The sequence below is a fragment of the Phytobacter sp. V69 genome (assembly GCF_965644215.1).
In the GTDB taxonomy this organism is placed as follows: domain Bacteria; phylum Pseudomonadota; class Gammaproteobacteria; order Enterobacterales; family Enterobacteriaceae; genus Phytobacter.
On the sequence record NZ_CBFFRL010000091.1, the window covers coordinates 1 to 18524 of the forward strand.

Consider the following 18524-nt stretch of genomic DNA (forward strand, 5'->3'; position numbering starts at 1 on the left):
TCAGGCAACCGTCTGTGGTGTTTGCAGAGCTAAGATTGGCGGCTTAGCGTTGCACTTCGGAGTTGAATCCGCCAAGTAGTTAATAGCAACCCTCTGCGTTGATTAACGAATCAAGAATCTACTTATATTGAATTTGTGATATAAAAAACCAATTTAAACATTCAAACCAGATTTTTATATCAGTTCGAATAGTAACCACTTTAATTATTTATTACTCGCAGAAATATTTAGAAATACTAATTTGATTTAGATCCAGGATAAAAAACGGCAACTCGTTATAACAAAGCCAATTAGCGTAAAACTCCTGTTTCTGGCAGGGTCGAGCTGACACGCTGGTCTGAACGTGCGTAATGCGCTAAACAGTAACTACGCGCTATCCGGGAAGGGAGACGGCATGTTGATTAGTGCACAAGCGTTGAATGTGATCATCACCATTGCACGCTGTGGCAGTTTCGCCGCAGCCGCAGAGGAACTGCATAAAGTACCGACAGCGCTTAGCTACACTGTCCACAAGCTGGAAAGTGAACTGGGGCTTAAATTATTCAAACGTCTGGGGAAGCAGCTGGAATTAACCGAGGCCGGGCGTTATTTCATTAGTAAAGGTCAAATTATCCTGACCCAGCTCGACGATCTCCAGTTTGCCACCCAGCGTATTGCCGCTGGTGTCGAGACACGTCTCAATATTACCCTCAATAATATTGTCAGCCTGCAGCCGCTTTACGCATTGCTATCAGAAAGTGAATTACTTTTCCCGCAAACCGAAATTCATATTGCCATTGATGTGCATGATGGCGTCTGGGATGCCTTACTGGAAAAGCGTGCGGATATCGCTATTGGCGCCCCCAACCAGGTCGCGCTGCCCGGTGAGATATGCTGCCTGGAGATGGGCGCGGCCGAGTGGCTCTTCGCCATTGCGCCGGATCACCCGCTTACCGCCATCCACCGCCCGCTGCGCGCCGACGACCTGCGCCGTTATCCTGCGGTGTGCATCCCTGATACTTCGGTAAAGCTGGAGCCCAAAGTGGCCTGGCAACTGCGAGGCCAGAAAGCGGTAGTTGCCCCCGATTATCCAGCGAAAATCACGATGCATCTCAACGGACTCGGCATCGGCTTTCTGCCGCGTCATATTTGCCAGCACTATATTGATGATGGCCGACTGGTACACCTGCATGTTGAAGAGAGCAAACAACCGACGCCGCTGTTTCTGGCCTGGCAAAGCCGACCGCCGCGCCCCTGTTTTAACTGGTGGTTACAGCGGCTGAAACAGCCGGAGGTGCAAAAAGGATTTTTCACGCCATTAAGCTAAGGCGCGCGCGGCCGTCAGGATGCCCGCCAGCATATCGTGCCCGGAAGAGTGCCCGTAATCGGCAACACGGGCGACAGCCTGCGCTTCTCCTGCCGCCAGCGCCAGCAGTAAAGCGCTGTAGCGGCTATGGCAGCCCTGCTCCAGCATGGCGCGGCTGATATCGGTGGTGCGTTCGAGCAAGGCGGGCAGCGCTGCTTTCAATACCACCGCGTTCGCAAAGCGCCAGTTATCCAGCACCAGCAATACGCCCAGCAGAAAATCATCGCCAGCGGGGGTCAGCCCCTCTCCCCGCCCAATAAAGGACATCAGGATCTCACGAAACTCCCCTTCCCCCGTACGCAGCCAGTGAACCAGGGCTGCCTGTGCGCCGATTAACGCGGCGTCCGTGTGCAGCGCCTGACGAATGCCTTTTTCCGGCTGATGATTAAAAAAGGCCGCGATCTCTGCCGCCAGACGCGCCAGCGTTTGCGGGTCACCGCAGGGTTGCAGCCTTGTAGAAAGCGATATGGCTGCGCGCAGGTCGATATACGCGCCTGCGCCGCACAGGTGGGCTTCATCAAGCCAGCGCAGCCTCTCGCCGACGGTAAACAGGGGACGCAGGTCAGCGCAGTCAATCACCATACCTGCCGGGGCCAGCGGCATACCACGCGCCTGCACCACCCACAGGCTCCCTTGCGGCGTCTGCAAATTACAGGCGCGCTGGAAAACCGAGTGCACCCGAAGCCAGGGAACCGTCTGGCGCCATTGTGGTAGCGCATCGCAGAGTTGTATCGCCGCAACATTCCTTCCTGAATGCATGATTACTCCTTTCATAGGTGCGAAGTCACAAATCCGATATCTTGTTTTGCGTGACTTTTTTAAACAAATCCAACGCTTGTGCGCCTGAGGCCCCGCCAGTACACGATTTGTGCATTATGGCGCTTTCGTGTACAGCCATGCCTCATATTTTTTGAGGTTCAGGCAGAAAACCTTTTTGCACACGCTGCGTTATCACTCCGTACACTCCAGTTAAAGACAACATCAACAAGGGAACGTTTATGCGCACGATCAAAGCTCAACCTTTTGACTTTCAGTTCGGTCCCGCCACCACCGCACTGGTGGTTATTGATATGCAGCGCGACTTTGTTGAACGCGGCGGTTTTGGCGAAGCCCTTGGTAATGATGTCTCCCTCGTTCGCCGGGCAATCGAACCCTGTGCCGCATTGCTGAAAAGCGCCCGCGAGGCGGGTTTGCTGGTTATTCACACCCGTGAAGGACACCGGGACGACCTCAGCGATTGCCTGCCCGCCAAACGTACCCGTGGCGGTAAAACCTTTATTGGTGAACCGGGACCGATGGGCCGCATCCTGGTGCGGGGTCAGTCGGGCCACGACATTATTCCCGAACTTGCACCACAGCCGGGCGAACCGGTAATTGATAAGCCGGGCAAAGGGGCATTTTACGCCACCGATCTGCACCTCATTCTGCAATCTCACCGCATCACCTCGCTCATTATCTGCGGCGTCACCACCGAAGTGTGCGTGCAAAGCACCGCCCGGGAAGCCAACGATCGCGGCTATGAGCTGGTGATACCGGAAGATTGCTGTGCCTCCTACTTCCCGGAATTTCACCAGGCGGCGCTGGCGATGATCAAAGCCCAGGGCGCCATTGTCGGTTGGGTAAGCCAGTCAGCGGAGGTCATTGCGGCACTACGCCAATGACGCCCCCATGACGCCCCGCCGGGTCTACACAGCAAAGTGAGTAAAGTATTTGCCCGAGGATAAAAGATGACACTGCACTATCAATGTTTCCCGAACCTGTATAAGGACTCCGTTTCCCTTATGCAGATCTCCGCCAAACTCAACGCGCTGGATGGGGTCGAGCAGGCATCTGTCGCCATGGCGACTCCGGCAAATATCGAACGCATGCGGGATGCGGGCATTGACATCGTCATCGACGCACGCCCTAACGATCTGTTAATTGCGCTGGAGGCCAGTGAAGCCGTCGCGCAAGAGGCGCTGGAACTGGCAGCCTCGCTGCTGCGTCCGTCTGCGGTTCAGCCCGCCTCGGGTACAACACACCGCGCACCGGTCAGTATCGCCATGGGTTTACATGATGCGCTGGAAGCCAATTTTGCCCTGATTTCCGTACCGGGACGCTACGCCGCCGCCGAGGCCTTAAAAGCATTGAGCAACGGCCTGCATGTGATGATCTTTAGCGATAACGTTCCGGAAGAACAGGAAGCCGCCATCAAGCGTTACGCTAGCCAGAATGACCTGTTAGTGATGGGGCCGGATTGCGGTACCGCCATTATCAACGGTCTGCCGCTGGGTTTTGCCAACGTGGTACGGCGCGGTTCCATTGGCCTGGTGGCGGCCTCCGGGACCGGATTACAGGAAGTCAGTTGCCACATTCACCATCTTGGCGCGGGCGTGTCGCAGGCAATTGGCTCGGGCGGGCGAGATCTGCACGAATCCATCGGCGGTCTGAGCATGATTCAGGGCATAACCCTGTTAGCAGAAGACCCCGATACACAGCTTATTGTTCTTATTTCTAAACCACCAGCACCAGGGATTATGCACAAAGTACTGGCCAGTGCGCGCCAGTGCGGAAAACCCGTCGTCGTCCATTTTCTGGGTGCCGACGAACACAGTTTGCAGTACGAAGGCGTCATTCCCGCACTGAGTCTGCGTCATGCAGCGGAAGTCGCGGTAGCCACGTTAGAGGGTAAACCGGCGCCGAAAGAGATCAATACCAGGGAATCACTCATCGCCAAAGCCCAGGACAGCATCGAGGCAATGGCGACAAAACAAAAAGACATTCGCGGCGTTTTCGCCGGTGGCACATTCTGTTACGAAGCACAACTCGCCCTGCTGGCGGCGGGACTACCGTGTGAATCCAACGCCCCCGTTCGTGGAGCAGCGGAATTACACAGCCGTCAGCGGGGCAACGGACACAGTCTGGTTGATATGGGGGACGACGAATTCACCCAGGGCCGACCGCATCCGATGATTAACCCCGAACTGCGCAACGCGCGCCTGCTGTCAGAAGGCCGCGACCCCACCACTGCCGTCCTGTTGTTTGACATTGTACTGGGCTACGGCGCCAGCGCAGATCCTTGCGCCACGCTGCTGCCCATACTGGAAACCCTGCAGCAAGAAGCAGCACGGGATCAGCGACACCTTTTGCTGATTGCCCACGTTTGCGGGACCGAAGACGATCCTCAGAATCGTCAGCAGCACATTGAACGTTTACAACAGGCCGGCGTACTGGTGGCGGACAGCAATATCGAGGCCGCGCGGCTGGCGGCTTTCATCGCCCTTCAACGGAAATAGATTATGACGACGTTATTTCAACAACCGCTCAGCGTGCTCAACCTAGGTCTGGAGAGCTTCGCCAGTAATCTGCGTGATGCCGGCGGGGACGTTTTGCATCTGCAATGGCAGCCCGTAGCGTCAGGTGACGAAGAGGCTAACTGGATGTTGGCGACATTAATGGCAGATACCCGCGTGGATGCGGCCAATGACATCGCGTTGCAGCGCTATCTGGATGCGCAACCGGTGCTGGTCGGTATCAGTACGGCGCGGGAAGCGATTCCGGCGCTGACCGCCGAACGCAAGATTCTGCATGCCGGTCCACCTATCGCCTGGGCAGACATGTGTGGCCCGATGCAGGGGGCAATTGCCGGTGCGATAGTGCTGGAAGGCTGGGCCGATAGCGTTGAGCAGGCCATGCTGATGGCGGCGAACAGCGAAATCGCGCTGGAACCCTGCCACCATCACCACGCCACCGGACCGATGGCGGGGATCATCAGCCCTTCAATGCCCGTGTGGATAGTGGAGAACAAAACCCACGGCAACCGGGCCTACTGCAACTTCAACGAAGGGCTGGGGAAAGTGCTGCGTTTTGGCGCGAACCACGACGATGTGCTGACCCGCCTGCGCTGGATGGCGGAGGTGCTGGCTCCCGCCATCAAACAGGCGCTCGCCATGAGCGGCGATATCGAACTTAAACCGATGATTGCGCAGGCGTTGCACATGGGCGACGAATGCCACAACCGCAACGTTGCCGCCAGCGGGCTGCTTTTCCGTCGTCTGGCGTCGCATCTGGCGCGGATTAAAAACGGCCCGGAAGTGCTGGAATTTATCGCGGCCAACGACCATTTTTTCCTGAACCTGTCCATGGCGGCCTGCAAATCAATGCTCGATGCCGCCAGCGACGTCCCACACAGCTCAATGGTGACGGTGATGGCGCGAAACGGTGTTAACTTCGGTATCCGCCTTTCCGGTACCGGCGATCGCTGGTTCCAGGCCCCGGCCAATCCGGTTAACGGTCTGTTCTTCCCCGGTTTCGGCGTTAACGATGCGGCGGCAGATCTGGGCGACTCCGCGATCACCGAAACCGCAGGCATTGGCGGGTTTGCCATGGCGGCGTCACCAGCCATCGTTAAATTTGTTGGCGGTACCCCGGCGGATGCGGTCAGGCACAGCCAGGCTATGCATGAAATCACCTTAACCACCCAGCCTGCGTTTACCCTGCCCGCGTTGAACTTTGTCGGGAGCGGCTGCGGGATTGACGCCCGCCGCGTTGTCGATAGCAATATTCTGCCCATCATCAATACCGGTATCGCCCATAAGCTGGCGGGCGTCGGGCAAATTGGCGCCGGGATCACGACGGCACCGCTGGCCTGCTTCCTTGCCGGGCTGACCGCGCTGTCGCAAGGGGACGTTCGTGTGTAGCGGCAAGGTTGCTGTTGTCGCCGTTGGTGGCAACGCCCTGATCCGCTCGCCGGGCGAAAACGCGCTCGAGCAGCAATATGAGGCGGTAAAAGAGACTGCCACCCACGTCGTTGAGCTGATTGCCGCAGGCTGGCGCGTGGTGTTAACCCACGGCAACGGGCCGCAGGTGGGGTTTATCCTGCGCCGCAGCGAAGTCGCCAAAGATGCCGCCCCCACCGTCCCGCTGGAGTACGCCGTTGGCGACACCCAGGGAGCGATCGGATTTATGTTCCAGAACGCGCTGAGTAACGCGCTGGCGGCGCGAGGGTTATCGGGCATTAAGGTGGTGGCGCTGGTGACCCAAACCCGTATCGACCCACACGACCCGGCCTTCTCTTCGCCGGATAAGCCTATTGGCGCGCATATGGATCACGAGACGGCTACCCCGCTTGCGGCGGCGCAGGGCTGGCATATCGCCGAAGATTCAGGGCGCGGCTGGCGTCGCGTGGTGCCTTCACCCGCCCCGCTTGAGATTATCGAGACGCCTGTCATTCGCGCGCTGCTGGCACAGAACGTTCTGGTCATCGCCTGTGGCGGCGGCGGGATCCCCGTCTGGCGCGATAGCGACGGCAGGCTGGTTGCCGCGCAGGCGGTTATCGATAAAGACGGCGCCTCTGCGCTTTTAGCCTGTGAACTGGGAGCTGAGATGCTGCTTATCCCAACGGGCGTTGATCAGGTGGCCGTGAATTTTGGCACACCGCAGCAGCGCTGGCTGAGTCAGCTTTCTCTCGCCGAGGCAGAAGCACTGCTGCAAAGCAGCGAGTTTGGCGCAGGCAGCATGGCCCCGAAAGTGGAAGCCATGCTGACGTATTTGCGCGGTCAGCCTCAGGGGATGGGCTTGATTACCACACCGCAGGGGATCCCTCGTGCGCTGAGTGGCAATGGCGGCACCCGTTTTACATGCTAGCGCCGGCACACTTTTTAGAGCAAAACACAATGATAAATAACAAGATTTTACTCGCGGTAAATGGCACATTAATGCGTGGCCTTGTGCTCCATCCTAATATGATTGCCGCACAGGCTGACTTTGTTCGGGAAGACACAACCGCCGCCTGCTACCGCTGTTGGACCATCAACGATAATCACCCTGGCATGATCCGTACCCCCGGGAACGGTGGTCCGATTGCGCTGGAGATTTGGGCTGTACCGCCTGCAGGATTGGGCGAGATTTTACAAAAAGAGCCTGCCGGATTGTGTATCGGCAAAGTGGAGTTGAGTGACGGAAGTGAAGTACTGGGTGTGCTGGCCGAACCCTGGCTGGTGGAAGGACAAAAAGAAATTACCTCTTTGGGAGGCTGGAGAGCTTATACCGGCCACTATATGACTGAGTAATAACGTCAGGAGTAGGATCATGGCGCAAGGAAACAACGCTTTTCGGCCACAGCTCTGGGTCGCGGGCGATTTAAACGCTTTTTTTGGTCTGTTCACGAATGTGTTATTGAATGTGCTGGTGCTCTCCGGGCTGGCACTGTACGTCGCGCAAATCCCGGCGACTACCGTTTATGGCCGTATCCTGCCTGCTCTGGGCATCGCCCTTCCCCTCGGCAATCTCTTCTACGCCTGGCTCGCCTGGAAATTAGCCCAGCGCGAAGGCCGCAATGATGTTACCGCCCTGCCTTACGGCCCCAGCGTGCCGCATATGTTTATCGTGGTCTTTGTGGTCATGCTGCCAACATTGCTGATTCATAAAGACTGGATGCTGGCCTGGAAGCTCGGGCTTATCTGGGCGATGATCGTCGGCGTTATCGTTCTGCTCGGCGTCGTCGTCGGCCCGACCATTCGTAAATACACCCCGCGCGCTGCCATGCTGGGCACGCTGGCCGGGATCGCCATTGCCTTTATCGCCATGCGCCCGGCGTATCAGATGTTTGATACCGCGTGGATTGGCGTTATTTGCTTCGCCATCATCCTGCTCAACTGGGTTGGCAATGTGCGTCTGCCGTTTGGTCTGCCGGGCGGACTGGCGGTGGTCATCGTTGGCTGCGTGCTGGGCTGGGGCGCAACCTTCTTTAGGCCTCAGCGACATTATGAATCCGGCGGCAGTGAAGGAAGCGGCGGGCAATTTTTCGCTGCATCTGCCCTCCATTACCGGCGATGTGTTCAGCGTGCCGTCGGAGCTGGTCTGGCCGCTACTGGTAACGGCTATCCCGCTGGGTATCTTCAACTTTACCGAGATCCTCAATAACGTTGAATCCGCTGCGGTCGGTGGCGACAGCTACAACCTGCGGGCGGTGCTGGCAGCAGATGGCGTCGGGGCAATTGTCGGTGCGCTGCTCGGTTCGCCGTTCCCACCTGCGGTTTATATCGGTCACCCTGGCTGGAAAGCGATGGGCGGGCGGATCGGTTATTCGCTGGCGACCGGCATCTGCATGGCGATTGTCTGCTTCCTCGGCCTGACCGCACTGCTGCTCTCCATCATTCCGCTGGTGGCGATTGTGCCTATTCTGCTGTTCATCGGCCTGGTGATTGGCGCGCAGGCATTCCAGGTCTCACCGAAGCGCCATGCACCGGCCATCGTGCTGGCGCTGGTGCCGAATATCGCAGAATGGGCGAAAACCCAGGTGGACGGTGCGCTGAATGCGGCGGGTGCGAACACGGTGAATCTGCCGGCGGAGGTGATGGCCAATATGGCCAATAACGGCGTGCTCTATAACGGCATGGCGACCACCGGTGGCGGTGCCGTACTGGCGGGTCTGATGATGGGGGCGATTGCTGCGTTTATCATCGACAGGCGCTTTAACTGGGCGGCGGTGTATGCCGCGGCGGCCACGGTGCTTTCGTTCTTCGGCTTTATTCACGGGCACCAGATGGCGGTGAACGCCTCCCCAACGGTGACGTTCGCCTACGCGGTGGTGACGTTGATGCTGATGTTCCTCGCCTGGCGTCAGGTGCGCGAGCAGGGCAAGCTGGACTGGTCACCGATTGATAACGATAAAGAACCGATACTTTGACGGTTTGGCATCAGCGCAGTCTGATGCCCTCACCCACAGGGAGAGGGAGAAAGACATAGCCCGAACCCCAAAATCGTAGCCCGGATAAGGTGCGTTAAGCGCCGCATCCGGGAAGGCATAAAAAAACCGGAGCCAAAGACTCCGGTTTTTTCATTTCAGCGCGTTACGCGTGTGGCTTCTCGCCGTTGACATCCTGGTCGACCGCGAAGCAGGCAACCAATTGACCGTCGTACTCCTTGAGTTGCGGCTGCAACTGCGTACAAGGCCCAAAGCGACGACGGCAGCGGGCGTTGAAGGCACAGCCCGGCGGCGGATTCAGCGGGCTTGGCAGCTCGCCGGTCAACTTGATGCGTTCGCGACGTTCGTCCGGGTTCAGGCGTGGGGTCGCAGAGAGCAGCGCCTGAGTATACGGATGCTGCGGATTGTTGAAGATCTGGTCTTTCGTGCCTTTCTCCACGCAGCGGCCAAGATACATTACCATCACTTCATCGGCGATATGCTCAACCACAGACAGGTCGTGAGAGATAAACACGTACGACAGCCCCAAATCCTGCTGCAGGTCCATCATCAGGTTCAGCACCTGCGCACGCACCGAAACGTCCAGCGCGGAGACCGGTTCGTCGGCAATCACCACGTCCGGGTCCAGCATCAGACCACGGGCAATGGCGATACGCTGACGCTGACCGCCGGAGAACATGTGCGGATAGCGGTCGTAATGTTCGGTTTTCAGGCCGACTTTCGCCATCATCGCCAGCGCTTTCTCGCGGCGCTCCGCCTTGCTGAGAGTGGAGTTAATCAGCAGCGGCTCTTCCAGAATCTGGCCTACTTTTTTGCGTGGGTTTAACGAACCGTACGGGTTCTGGAACACGATCTGGATTTTCTGCCGACGCAGTTTCTGCGCATGCGGATCGTGTTTCAGCAGATCCTGCCCCTGGTAGTACAGCTCACCACCGGTCGGGATTTCGATCATCGTCAACAGACGACCCAGGGTGGATTTACCACAGCCAGATTCCCCCACCACCGCCAGCGTTTTACCGCGCTCGAGGGTGAACGAGACGCCGTCCAGCGCTTTCACCAGACGTTCCGGGGCGAACATCCCCTTCTTCACCGGATAGTGTTTTTTCAGATCAATGGCCTGCAACAGCGGCTGTTGCGTGGTGGCCTCATGTGTACTCATAGGGTCGGCCTCCCGGCATCATCGAGTGGGTAGTGACATTTCGACTGGCGCGCACCGTCAACGGTGTTCAGAGCAGGCTCTTCGGCACGGCATCGATCCGTTGCGTAGGGGCAGCGCGGGTTCAGCAGACAGCCGTTCGGGCGGTCATACTTACCGGGAACCACACTAGGCAGCGACGCCAGACGGGCTTTATCCTGGGCAAACTCCGGCAGCGCACGCAGCAGCGCCTGGGTATACGGGTGACGCGGTGCGCGGAAGATATCTTTCGCGGCACCGGTTTCCACCACCTGGCCTGCATACATCACGATGATTTTGTGTGCCGCTTCGGCCACCAGCGCCAGATCGTGAGTGATCAGGATCAACGCCATGTTCTCTTTCTGCTGCAACTCAAGCAGCAGTTCGATGATCTGCGCCTGGATGGTCACATCCAGTGCGGTGGTCGGTTCATCGGCAATCAGCAGTTTCGGCTGACAGGCGATCGCCATGGCGATCATCACACGCTGACTCATCCCACCGGACAGTTGGTGCGGATAGACATCCAGACGTGAAGCCGGGTCAGGAATCCCCACCTGAGTCAGCAGATCGATCGCACGCTGACGACGGGTGTGTTTGTTGCCGCCCTGGTGCACCTTGATGGCTTCCATAATCTGGAAACCCACGGTGTAGCACGGGTTGAGGCTGGTCATCGGATCCTGGAAGATCATCGCCACTTCGGACCCCACCAGACTGCGGCGTTCTTTTTCCGAAATGCGTTTCAGATCCTGGCCGTTAAACTCCAGATGTTCTGCCATTACGCGGCCAGGGAAGTCAATCAGACCCATGATCGCCAGCGAGCTGACCGATTTACCGGAACCAGACTCACCGACGATGCCAACCACTTCACCCTGATTCACGCTGTAGCTAACGCGGTCTACGGCGCGGAACTCGCTGCCAACGTCGCCGAAGTGCACCGATAATTTATTTACATTTAATAACGCCATCTCGAACCTCTTACTGCTTCAGTTTGGGGTCGAGCGCATCACGCAGGCCGTCACCCATCAGGTTAAATGCCAGCACCGTCAGCAGGATCGCCACACCCGGGAAGGTCACGACCCACCAGGCACTTTGTGCGAACTGCAACACGTCGGAGAGCATGGTGCCCCACTCCGGTGTTGGCGGCTGCGCACCCATGCCAAGGAAGCCGAGGGCGGCCATGTCGAGAATGGCGTTCGAGAAACCAAGCGACGCCTGAACAATCAGCGGCGCAAGGCAGTTAGGGAAAATATTGACGAACATCTGACGCATCGCGCCTGCACCCGCCACGCGGGAAGCCGTAACGTAATCACGGTTCACTTCCACCAGTACCGCAGCACGGGTCAGACGCACATAGTGCGGCAAGGCCACGAAGGTGAGCGCTAGCGACGCATTGACTATCGAGGGGCCGAATATGGCTACCAGCACCAGCGCCAGCAGCAGGCTTGGCAACGCCAGCATGATGTCGACGACACGCATGATGATGTTATCGACGAGACCGCCGAAGTAGCCCGCCACCAGACCCAGTACCACGCCCATGATCAGCGACAGTACCACCACCAGACAGCCAACCAGCAGCGACAGACGCGCACCAAACATCAAGCGCGACAGGGTATCGCGGCCTACGTCATCGGTACCGAGCAGGTGCGACCATGTGCCGCCATCCTGCCAGACCGGCGGTGCCAGCAGCGAATCACGGAACTGATCCGCCGGGTTATGCGGTGCCAGCACGTTCGCAAAGATGGCGATAAGCAGCATAATAACCACGTAAGCCAGGCCAACAACCGCGCCTTTGTTACGCTTGAAATAGTGCCAGAACTCCTGCAGCGGGGTCATCGGCACCGGTGCAGAGACAACTTTATTTTCAGTGACTTGTGACATGATGGCCCCTTACTTCTTATGACGAATACGCGGGTTCACCACGCCGTAGAGCAGGTCGACCAACAGGTTGACGAGAATAATCATCGTCGCGACCAGCAATACCCCACCCTGCACAACCGGATAATCGCGGCGCTGCAGCGCGTCAATCAGCCAGCGGCCCAGGCCCGGCCAGGAGAAGATGGTTTCCGTCAGGATGGCACCCGCCAGCAATGTCCCCACCTGCAGACCGATAACGGTCACTACCGGCAGCATGGCATTACGCAGCGCATGGACAATGATGACGCGCATGCGGGTTAACCCTTTGGCGCGTGCGGTACGGATATAGTCTTCACCCAGCACTTCCAGCATCGAGGAACGCGTCATACGGACAATAACCGCCAGCGGGATGGTCCCCAGCACGACGGCAGGCAGAATCATATGCGCCACGGCATCGATAAAGTTGCCTTGCTCGCCCCATATCGCGGTATCGATAAGCATGAAACCGGTAAGCGGGTTACTGTCGTCAAGGAACACCATGTCACTGACGCGTCCGGAGACCGGCGTCAGATTCCACTGCACCGATACCAGCATGATCAGCATCATGCCCCACCAGAAGATAGGCATGGAGTAACCAGTCAGCGCGAGGCTCACGGCGGTATGATCGAAAATGGAGCCACGCTTCACGGCGGCCATTACGCCCACCGGAATACCGACTGCCACAGCGAAAATCATGGCGCAGATACCGAGTTCCAGCGTCGCTTTAAAACGCGGCACGAACTCGTCCCACACCGGAAGACGGCTCTTAAGAGAGATCCCTAAATCACCATGCAACACGCCCCACACATAGTTGACATATTGCTCCCACAGCGGCTTGTTGAGACCAAGCTCGGTCAGCAGCTGGGCATGACGCTCAGGAGAGATACCACGCTCACCTGCCATGATCATCACCGGGTCGCCGGGAATCATATGAACGAAGGCAAAGGTGAGAAGGGTGATACCGATAAACGTCGGGATAACTAGCCCCAGACGTCGGAGGATGAACTGCAACATAACCCGGATTCTCTGTAGTGACGCATTAACCTGGCGGTAGTGCGTCTGTATTGCTCACAAATTTTGGGTAACCGGGAAAAAACGCCCCCTTACCCAGACCTTTTCCCGGAGGAATAAGGAACAAAAACCCTCCTCCCCAAAAGGGAGGAGGGATTCAGGCATCGTGCCTATTATTCAACTGACACGTTTTCGAAGTGGTGTTTGCCCAGCGGATCAACCACATAGCCTTTGACTTCTTTACGCACCGGCTCATACACGGTGGAGTGCGCAACGATCAGTGCCGGAGCCTGATCATGCATCACTACCTGAGCCTGTTTGTACAGTTCAACACGCTTGTTGTGGTCGTCGGTTGCGCGAGCCGGCTGAATCAGGTCTTCAAACGGCTTGTAGCACCAGCGAGAGTAGTTGGAACCGTCTTTCGCCGCAGCGCAGCTGAACAGGGTTGCGAAGAAGTTGTCCGGATCCCCATTGTCACCGGTCCAGCCCATCATCACAGCCTGGTGCTCACCCGCTTTCGCGCGTTTCAGGTACTCACCCCACTCGTAAGTAACGATCTTGGCCTGAACGCCGATTTTCGCCCAGTCAGCCTGAATCATCTCAGCCATGCGGCGAGCGTTCGGGTTGTACGGACGCTGTACCGGCATTGCCCACAGCTCAACGGTGAAGCCTTTTTCGTGGCCAGATTCTTTCAGCAGCTGTTTCGCTTTCTCAACGTCGTAGGTGTAATCCTTAACGTCGTCGTTGTAGCCCCACATTGTTGGCGGAATCAGGTTTTTCGCCGCGATACCCGCACCCTGGTAAACCGCTTTGATGATCGCTTCTTTATTTACCGCGTAAGTCAGCGCCTGACGCACTTTAACGTCATCAAACGGTTTCTTCTCGGTGTTGAAGGACATGTAACCGACGTTCAGGCCAGCCTGCTCCATCAGGTTAATGTTTTTGTCTTCTTTCATACGAGCGATGTCAGCCGGGTTCGGATACGGCATAACCTGGCACTCGTTTTTCTGCAGTTTGGCATAACGTACGGAAGCGTCAGGCGTGATGGAGAAGACCAGACGGTCGATCTTCGGCTTGGTGCCCCAGTAGCCTTCAAACGCTTTGTACAGAATGCGGGAATCTTTCTGGTACTGCTGCAACTGGAACGGACCGGTACCGATTGGATCCAGGTCAACTTTGTCCGGCGTGCCGGCTTTCAGCATGTTGTCAGCGTACTCTTTGGACAGAATTGACGCGAAGTCCATGGCCAGATCGGCCAGGAACGGAGATTCCGGACGGGTCAGCACGAACTGAACGGTGTTATCGTCAACTTTCTTCACTTCGCTAATCAGGTCTGGCAGGCCCATCCCTTCGAAGTATTCGTAGCTGCCGCCAGACACTTTGTGGTACGGGTTGTCGGCGTTTTTCTGACGATCAAAGGAGAACACGACGTCGTCTGCGTTGAATTCACGCGTCGGTTTGAAATCTTTGTTGTCCTGCCACTTCACGCCTTTACGCAGGTGGAAAGTGTAGGTTTTGCCATCGGCGCTGATATCCCACTTCTCAGCAAGACCCGGGATGACCTCAGTAGTACCGGTTTTGAATTCAACCAGACGGTTATAAATCGGCACAGAGCTGGCGTCGTAAGTAGTACCAGAAGTGAAAAGCTGCGGGTTAAAGCCTTCAGGCGAGCCTTCTGAACAATAAACCAGGGTTTTTGCCTGCACGCTTGCCGCTACGGTCATTGCCACAAGGCTAAGACCAAGCTTCAGCATCCCTGACTTCTTCAAGGAAATACTCATTATTCTGCTCCAATGTGATATGTGTTGTTACCCTTGCGCTGGGTTATCCGACAAGCCGTTATTAGATTTTTGCCTGGTCTAATCGGAAATTATGAGAGATGGGAAATCCTTCCACAGGATTGACTGAGTTGCAGTGCAGATTCTCCATGAAATGCCCCTCATGCCCTACAATCTGTCAATAGAATGTCAAAACGTCAATACAGGTAACGGGGATTTACATCGTTGATGCGAATCAACAAACAAAGTTAAAAAAAACTTCAAGGTGCTATTTTCAGCAGGTAAATTTGTGCTACACCGAAATGAGCAGAATAATAAGCTTGAGAATCATCTTAGACTGGTGTTTAACGTTTGAGCAGATTATGAAAAATTTCTTACGAAATGCTGAATATGTGAGCGATTAATACCGCGAACGTTAAAACGCACAGCGTAAAATGCTAACCCTATCCATATGCAACGCGAAAAAAGATCCAACTATATATAAAAAAATACAATGGATTATGTCACAAAACCGTGACATGGCAGGGTGAAATAAGGTTATAGAATGGTTACAGAAGTGAATGATTTTTCCCTAACCTTCTCTCCAAAGGAGCAAGAGGATCGGTTCGGTGCATGCCAGCATAAAATGGCGGATATCTGCCGCCATCCAAAACTCCAGGCGAGCACTGACTTTCCCCCTATCCCTTGAGGGAGAGGGTCGGGGTGAGGGGGAGATGTGGCGCGATATCCCCACCCCGGCGGCGCTTTGTTTACCAGGGCGACAAAACCTACAGATGCAAAAAAGCCTGCTCATTGAGCAGGCTTTTCGAATTTGGTCGGTGCCAGAGGATAACTCGCCACTGCGTGGCTCGCCCTGCGGGCCGTTGCTGGCGCAACGTTCTCTCGCTGCCGCTCGAGTCGAACCTCCCTGCCCCCCGGAGGTTCTCATCCTCTTTCTGGCGCAGAAAACAAAAAACCCAACCTTGCGGTTGGGTTTTTCTAAATTTGGTCGGTGATAGAGGATTCGAACCTCCGACCCCTTCGTCCCGAACGAAGTGCGCTACCAGGCTGCGCCAATCACCGAATGCGGGGCGCATCTTACTGCCACACACCCCGACCGTCAATCACTTAATGTAAAAAAGCCAACTGACTGGCGAGAAAGCCGCCAGTGCCTTAATTTGCCTTGTTAGCAGGCACATGGCACCAGTTGTTATTTTCATTAATCCCGCCGTTTGGCGAGGTGTATCCCAGGCAACCCATGATGGTGTCGTACAGCTCAACATGCCGGCGCGGGACCTTGATCTCCGCCTGCTGTTTTAACTGTGCGAACATCTTCGCCTTGTCCGGGTTTTGCAGATACTTGTCCGACATCCACACCATCATCGGTACGCGGAACTGCTCCGGTGGCGCCATCTTACGCGGCGTACCGTGCAGATGCTCCTTCTCGTTTATCGACTCACCGTGGTCCGCCGCGTAGAAGATAATCGCCTTCTTATCCCGCAGCTTGTCGATCACGCTATCGATAAAGTAGTCCACATAGGTGACGGAGTTATCGTACGAGTTAATCAGCTCTTCTTTACTGCATTTATCGTCCACGCCCACACACTCCGGCGTCCACTGCGCAAAGCTACGCGGATAGCGCTGGGTATAGTTGAAGTGCGAACCTTTGGTATGCAGGATAATGAGATGCTTGCCCTGCTTGTTGTTATTCAGCGAGTGCTGCAGCTCGTCGATTAACAGCATATCGTCAACGCTCTTGCCCCGGTTACGCGGCTCCGCGCCAATCTGCTCACGGTAGGCGATGTTGTCCGCCATCGTGTTGCTGTAGAACCACATCTCGCTTTGCATCGCATACAGATCGGAAGAGAACCCCATCTGTTTGAGCACAGAGAAAACGTTCTGCTCTTTTAACGTTCGCTGGGGATTATCCTCTGCCCCACCTTCACGCACGAACATACAACGCAGCGACAGCTTGGTGGCGGTATCGCACGAGTAGCCACGGAAAGCGACCAGGTTTTTCTCCTGCGCCAGCTTTGGCGTGGTATTACGCGAGTAGCCGAGTAGCCCCATATGATCCCAGCGCGTCGTTTCACCAATAATGAACACCACATAGGTGTCATTGATATCATCCGGCGCAACATAGCTGAACTTCGCTGCCGGATTCAGCAAGGAGCGATGATCCGACGACTCGTCCACCTGCGCCCAGGCATATAATCCGAGTGCAGAAAGCCAGTTGGAAGGGAGATAGGAGTTCGCCACCACGCCGCCATAGCTCGGCATATCCACGCCCGATGTCCGTTCCTCCTCCTTCTGCTGCAAGTCCAGAAGACGAATCGGCCCCCAAACCAGCAGCGCGGCCAGCACCACCAGCGTCACGCTCTGCACGCGGTGGCCACGGGTACGCAACTGACGCAACAGGGTGTAGCGACAGCGGTTACTCCAGATAGACAACAACGGCATCACGCTGACTATCCCCACCCAGGCAAAGAGCTGCCAGCCCACCACCTCTTTAGAGAGATCGATGTCAGTGGTCATCACCGATGCGATAATGCCATAGCCAATGACCACATTCAGGAAGGTCATGTAATAACTGGCTGCGGCTGAAAACAGCACAACCAGCGATGCCAGTACACGCCAGGCACGGCGTCCGAACAATGAGAGTACACGTAATAAAAAGAAGGTCGCCAGGACAGTGGCAACCAACTCGACACCCGCAGACACTCCTTTCCAAACAGTAAACGCTTGCGCATAGCCATCAAACCGACGGTAAAAAACTGCGCTATTCATAAACAAGCCAATATACAACGCCAGCAGAAAACTAAGCCTCTGCTGAGTCATCGCTTTTATATAACTCATGCAAGCAACCCTGGAAAAAGGGAAAAAAACACCATACAGCGCTCGTAGCAGCGCCGGTCGGGCAATAAACGCGGGGGAAGTTAATAAAGGAACTTCTTGAGCGTGGATCAGTAGACCACATGGACAGGAAAAAGTGTCTGCACGAGATGTGATCCGGTCATACATTTACAAAAAAATATAACCGGAAGCATGCCATTTGTAACATGAATATGAATCAGGCGGTGATCACGTTCAGTTTAACGTCGATATTGCCACGGGTAGCGTTGGAATAAGGGCACACTATATGGGCTTTTTTCACCAGTTCCTGCGCTATCTGATGATCCATGCCCGGCAGGTGAATATCCAGCTGCGCTTCGATCCCAAACCCAGTCGGCAAAGGGCCAATACCTATCGTGGCTTCAATATAAGCCTCTTGCGGAACGCGCTGTTTCTCAACTGACGCAATGTGTTTCAATGCGCCCAGAAAACAGGCGGAATACCCTGCGGCAAAGAGCTGTTCCGGGTTCGTCACTTCCCCACCGGCACCGCCCATCTCTTTCGGCACGCCCAGCTTCACATCCAAAATGCCATCTGACGAGGTAGCCCTGCCATCACGGCCTCCGGTGGCTTTCGCCTTTGCCCGATACACCACTTTTTCTAACGACATGTGCGACTCCTTCTGTTGGAAGACCTGCCATTAAGGATAGTCACTGTCAGGAGAGTCTCAGGGAGGCCGCACGTAAGGATAATAAATATCCTCCGGCATAGCCGGAGGTTTTTCTGATGCGCCTATAAGGCTCTCTTACCAGCCGCGCCCTAACA

Annotated in this window: 15 protein-coding genes, 1 tRNA gene and 1 other RNA gene; 7 read left to right on the top strand and 10 right to left on the bottom strand. The window is 56.0% G+C overall.

From position 1 onward, the window contains the following. Positions 1 to 394: 394 nt before the first annotated feature. A complete protein-coding gene (locus ACSZPU_RS14095) occupies positions 395 to 1306 on the top strand; it encodes a LysR substrate-binding domain-containing protein (protein WP_498999806.1) in 912 nt (303 codons plus the stop codon). Here the strand turns inward: ACSZPU_RS14095 and ACSZPU_RS14100 are convergent. Next, positions 1298 to 2104, bottom strand: a complete 807-nt coding sequence (locus ACSZPU_RS14100; protein ID WP_498999809.1) for an oxamate carbamoyltransferase subunit AllH family protein — start codon at positions 2102 to 2104, stop codon at positions 1298 to 1300. The two genes, ACSZPU_RS14095 and ACSZPU_RS14100, sit on opposite strands and share 9 nt — an antisense overlap. Positions 2105 to 2343: 239 nt before the next feature. On the opposite strand from ACSZPU_RS14100, the gene ACSZPU_RS14105 reads away from it, so the two are divergent. The 6 genes from ACSZPU_RS14105 to ACSZPU_RS14130 all read left to right on the top strand — a co-directional run bounded on the left by ACSZPU_RS14105 (position 2344) and on the right by ACSZPU_RS14130 (position 9014). Beyond that, entirely contained in the window at positions 2344 to 3006 is a 663-nt protein-coding gene (locus ACSZPU_RS14105; protein ID WP_498999812.1) for a cysteine hydrolase family protein, read from the top strand. A 66-nt stretch (positions 3007 to 3072) separates the two neighbouring features. Beyond that, a complete protein-coding gene (gene fdrA / locus ACSZPU_RS14110; RefSeq protein ID WP_498999814.1) occupies positions 3073 to 4620 on the top strand; it encodes an acyl-CoA synthetase FdrA in 1548 nt (515 codons plus the stop codon). A gap of 3 nt (positions 4621 to 4623) precedes the next feature. Further along, a complete protein-coding gene (locus tag ACSZPU_RS14115; protein ID WP_498999817.1) occupies positions 4624 to 6024 on the top strand; it encodes a YlbE family protein in 1401 nt (466 codons plus the stop codon). Beyond that, the gene (locus tag ACSZPU_RS14120; RefSeq protein WP_498999820.1) at positions 6017 to 6970 is read left to right on the top strand and encodes a carbamate kinase; all 954 of its coding nucleotides are present in this window, start codon (positions 6017 to 6019) and stop codon (positions 6968 to 6970) included. The genes ACSZPU_RS14115 and ACSZPU_RS14120 overlap by 8 nt, the downstream gene beginning before the upstream one ends. A gap of 29 nt (positions 6971 to 6999) precedes the next feature. Continuing rightward, a complete protein-coding gene (locus ACSZPU_RS14125) occupies positions 7000 to 7395 on the top strand; it encodes an allophanate hydrolase-related protein (RefSeq protein ID WP_498999823.1) in 396 nt (131 codons plus the stop codon). A gap of 695 nt (positions 7396 to 8090) precedes the next feature. After that, positions 8091 to 9014 carry a hypothetical protein gene (locus tag ACSZPU_RS14130; protein ID WP_498999826.1) on the top strand — a complete coding sequence of 308 codons (924 nt, stop codon included), beginning with the start codon at positions 8091 to 8093 and terminating at the stop codon, positions 9012 to 9014. A 163-nt stretch (positions 9015 to 9177) separates the two neighbouring features. Here ACSZPU_RS14130 and dppF read toward each other — a convergent pair whose 3' ends face one another. The 9 genes from dppF to ACSZPU_RS14175 all read right to left on the bottom strand — a co-directional run bounded on the left by dppF (position 9178) and on the right by ACSZPU_RS14175 (position 18369). Next, positions 9178 to 10191, bottom strand: a complete 1014-nt coding sequence (gene dppF / locus ACSZPU_RS14135) for a dipeptide ABC transporter ATP-binding subunit DppF (RefSeq protein ID WP_498999829.1) — start codon at positions 10189 to 10191, stop codon at positions 9178 to 9180. Next, entirely contained in the window at positions 10188 to 11171 is a 984-nt protein-coding gene (gene dppD / locus ACSZPU_RS14140; protein ID WP_498999832.1) for a dipeptide ABC transporter ATP-binding protein, read from the bottom strand. The genes dppF and dppD overlap by 4 nt, the downstream gene beginning before the upstream one ends. A gap of 10 nt (positions 11172 to 11181) precedes the next feature. Then, complete coding sequence (gene dppC / locus ACSZPU_RS14145; RefSeq protein WP_498999835.1) at positions 11182 to 12084, bottom strand: dipeptide ABC transporter permease DppC; 903 nt, start codon at positions 12082 to 12084, stop codon at positions 11182 to 11184. A gap of 9 nt (positions 12085 to 12093) precedes the next feature. Next, positions 12094 to 13113, bottom strand: coding sequence for a dipeptide ABC transporter permease DppB (dppB, locus tag ACSZPU_RS14150; RefSeq protein WP_498999838.1), 1020 nt, complete (start codon positions 13111 to 13113; stop codon positions 12094 to 12096). 170 nt (positions 13114 to 13283) lie between these two features. Next, positions 13284 to 14891, bottom strand: coding sequence for a dipeptide ABC transporter periplasmic-binding protein DppA (dppA, locus tag ACSZPU_RS14155; protein ID WP_498999841.1), 1608 nt, complete (start codon positions 14889 to 14891; stop codon positions 13284 to 13286). Positions 14892 to 15700: 809 nt separating this feature from the next. Next, positions 15701 to 15837, bottom strand: a non-coding RNA gene (locus ACSZPU_RS14160) — RtT sRNA. Between the two features lie 36 nt (positions 15838 to 15873). Beyond that, positions 15874 to 15950, bottom strand: a tRNA-Pro gene (locus tag ACSZPU_RS14165). 90 nt (positions 15951 to 16040) lie between these two features. After that, positions 16041 to 17723 (bottom strand): kdo(2)-lipid A phosphoethanolamine 7''-transferase, encoded by a 1683-nt coding sequence (gene eptB, locus ACSZPU_RS14170; RefSeq protein WP_498999843.1) that lies wholly within the window; start codon positions 17721 to 17723, stop codon positions 16041 to 16043. Between the two features lie 214 nt (positions 17724 to 17937). Further along, positions 17938 to 18369: an organic hydroperoxide resistance protein gene (locus ACSZPU_RS14175; RefSeq protein ID WP_498999846.1), complete on the bottom strand. Its 432-nt coding sequence runs from the start codon at positions 18367 to 18369 to the stop codon at positions 17938 to 17940. Positions 18370 to 18524 lie beyond the last annotated feature (155 nt).

What these genes read in the sequence shown, in the direction of transcription:
- ACSZPU_RS14095 (WP_498999806.1), top strand. Translation starts at nt 395, where the DNA reads ATGTTGATTAGTGCACAAGCGTTGAATGTGATCATCACCATTGCACGC.
- ACSZPU_RS14100 (WP_498999809.1), bottom strand. Translation starts at nt 2,104, where the DNA reads ATGCATTCAGGAAGGAATGTTGCGGCGATACAACTCTGCGATGCGCTA.
- ACSZPU_RS14105 (WP_498999812.1), top strand. Translation starts at nt 2,344, where the DNA reads ATGCGCACGATCAAAGCTCAACCTTTTGACTTTCAGTTCGGTCCCGCC.
- fdrA (WP_498999814.1), top strand. Translation starts at nt 3,073, where the DNA reads ATGACACTGCACTATCAATGTTTCCCGAACCTGTATAAGGACTCCGTT.
- ACSZPU_RS14115 (WP_498999817.1), top strand. Translation starts at nt 4,624, where the DNA reads ATGACGACGTTATTTCAACAACCGCTCAGCGTGCTCAACCTAGGTCTG.
- ACSZPU_RS14125 (WP_498999823.1), top strand. Translation starts at nt 7,000, where the DNA reads ATGATAAATAACAAGATTTTACTCGCGGTAAATGGCACATTAATGCGT.
- ACSZPU_RS14130 (WP_498999826.1), top strand. Translation starts at nt 8,091, where the DNA reads ATGAATCCGGCGGCAGTGAAGGAAGCGGCGGGCAATTTTTCGCTGCAT.
- dppF (WP_498999829.1), bottom strand. Translation starts at nt 10,191, where the DNA reads ATGAGTACACATGAGGCCACCACGCAACAGCCGCTGTTGCAGGCCATT.
- dppD (WP_498999832.1), bottom strand. Translation starts at nt 11,171, where the DNA reads ATGGCGTTATTAAATGTAAATAAATTATCGGTGCACTTCGGCGACGTT.
- dppC (WP_498999835.1), bottom strand. Translation starts at nt 12,084, where the DNA reads ATGTCACAAGTCACTGAAAATAAAGTTGTCTCTGCACCGGTGCCGATG.
- dppB (WP_498999838.1), bottom strand. Translation starts at nt 13,113, where the DNA reads ATGTTGCAGTTCATCCTCCGACGTCTGGGGCTAGTTATCCCGACGTTT.
- dppA (WP_498999841.1), bottom strand. Translation starts at nt 14,891, where the DNA reads ATGAGTATTTCCTTGAAGAAGTCAGGGATGCTGAAGCTTGGTCTTAGC.
- eptB (WP_498999843.1), bottom strand. Translation starts at nt 17,723, where the DNA reads ATGAGTTATATAAAAGCGATGACTCAGCAGAGGCTTAGTTTTCTGCTG.
- ACSZPU_RS14175 (WP_498999846.1), bottom strand. Translation starts at nt 18,369, where the DNA reads ATGTCGTTAGAAAAAGTGGTGTATCGGGCAAAGGCGAAAGCCACCGGA.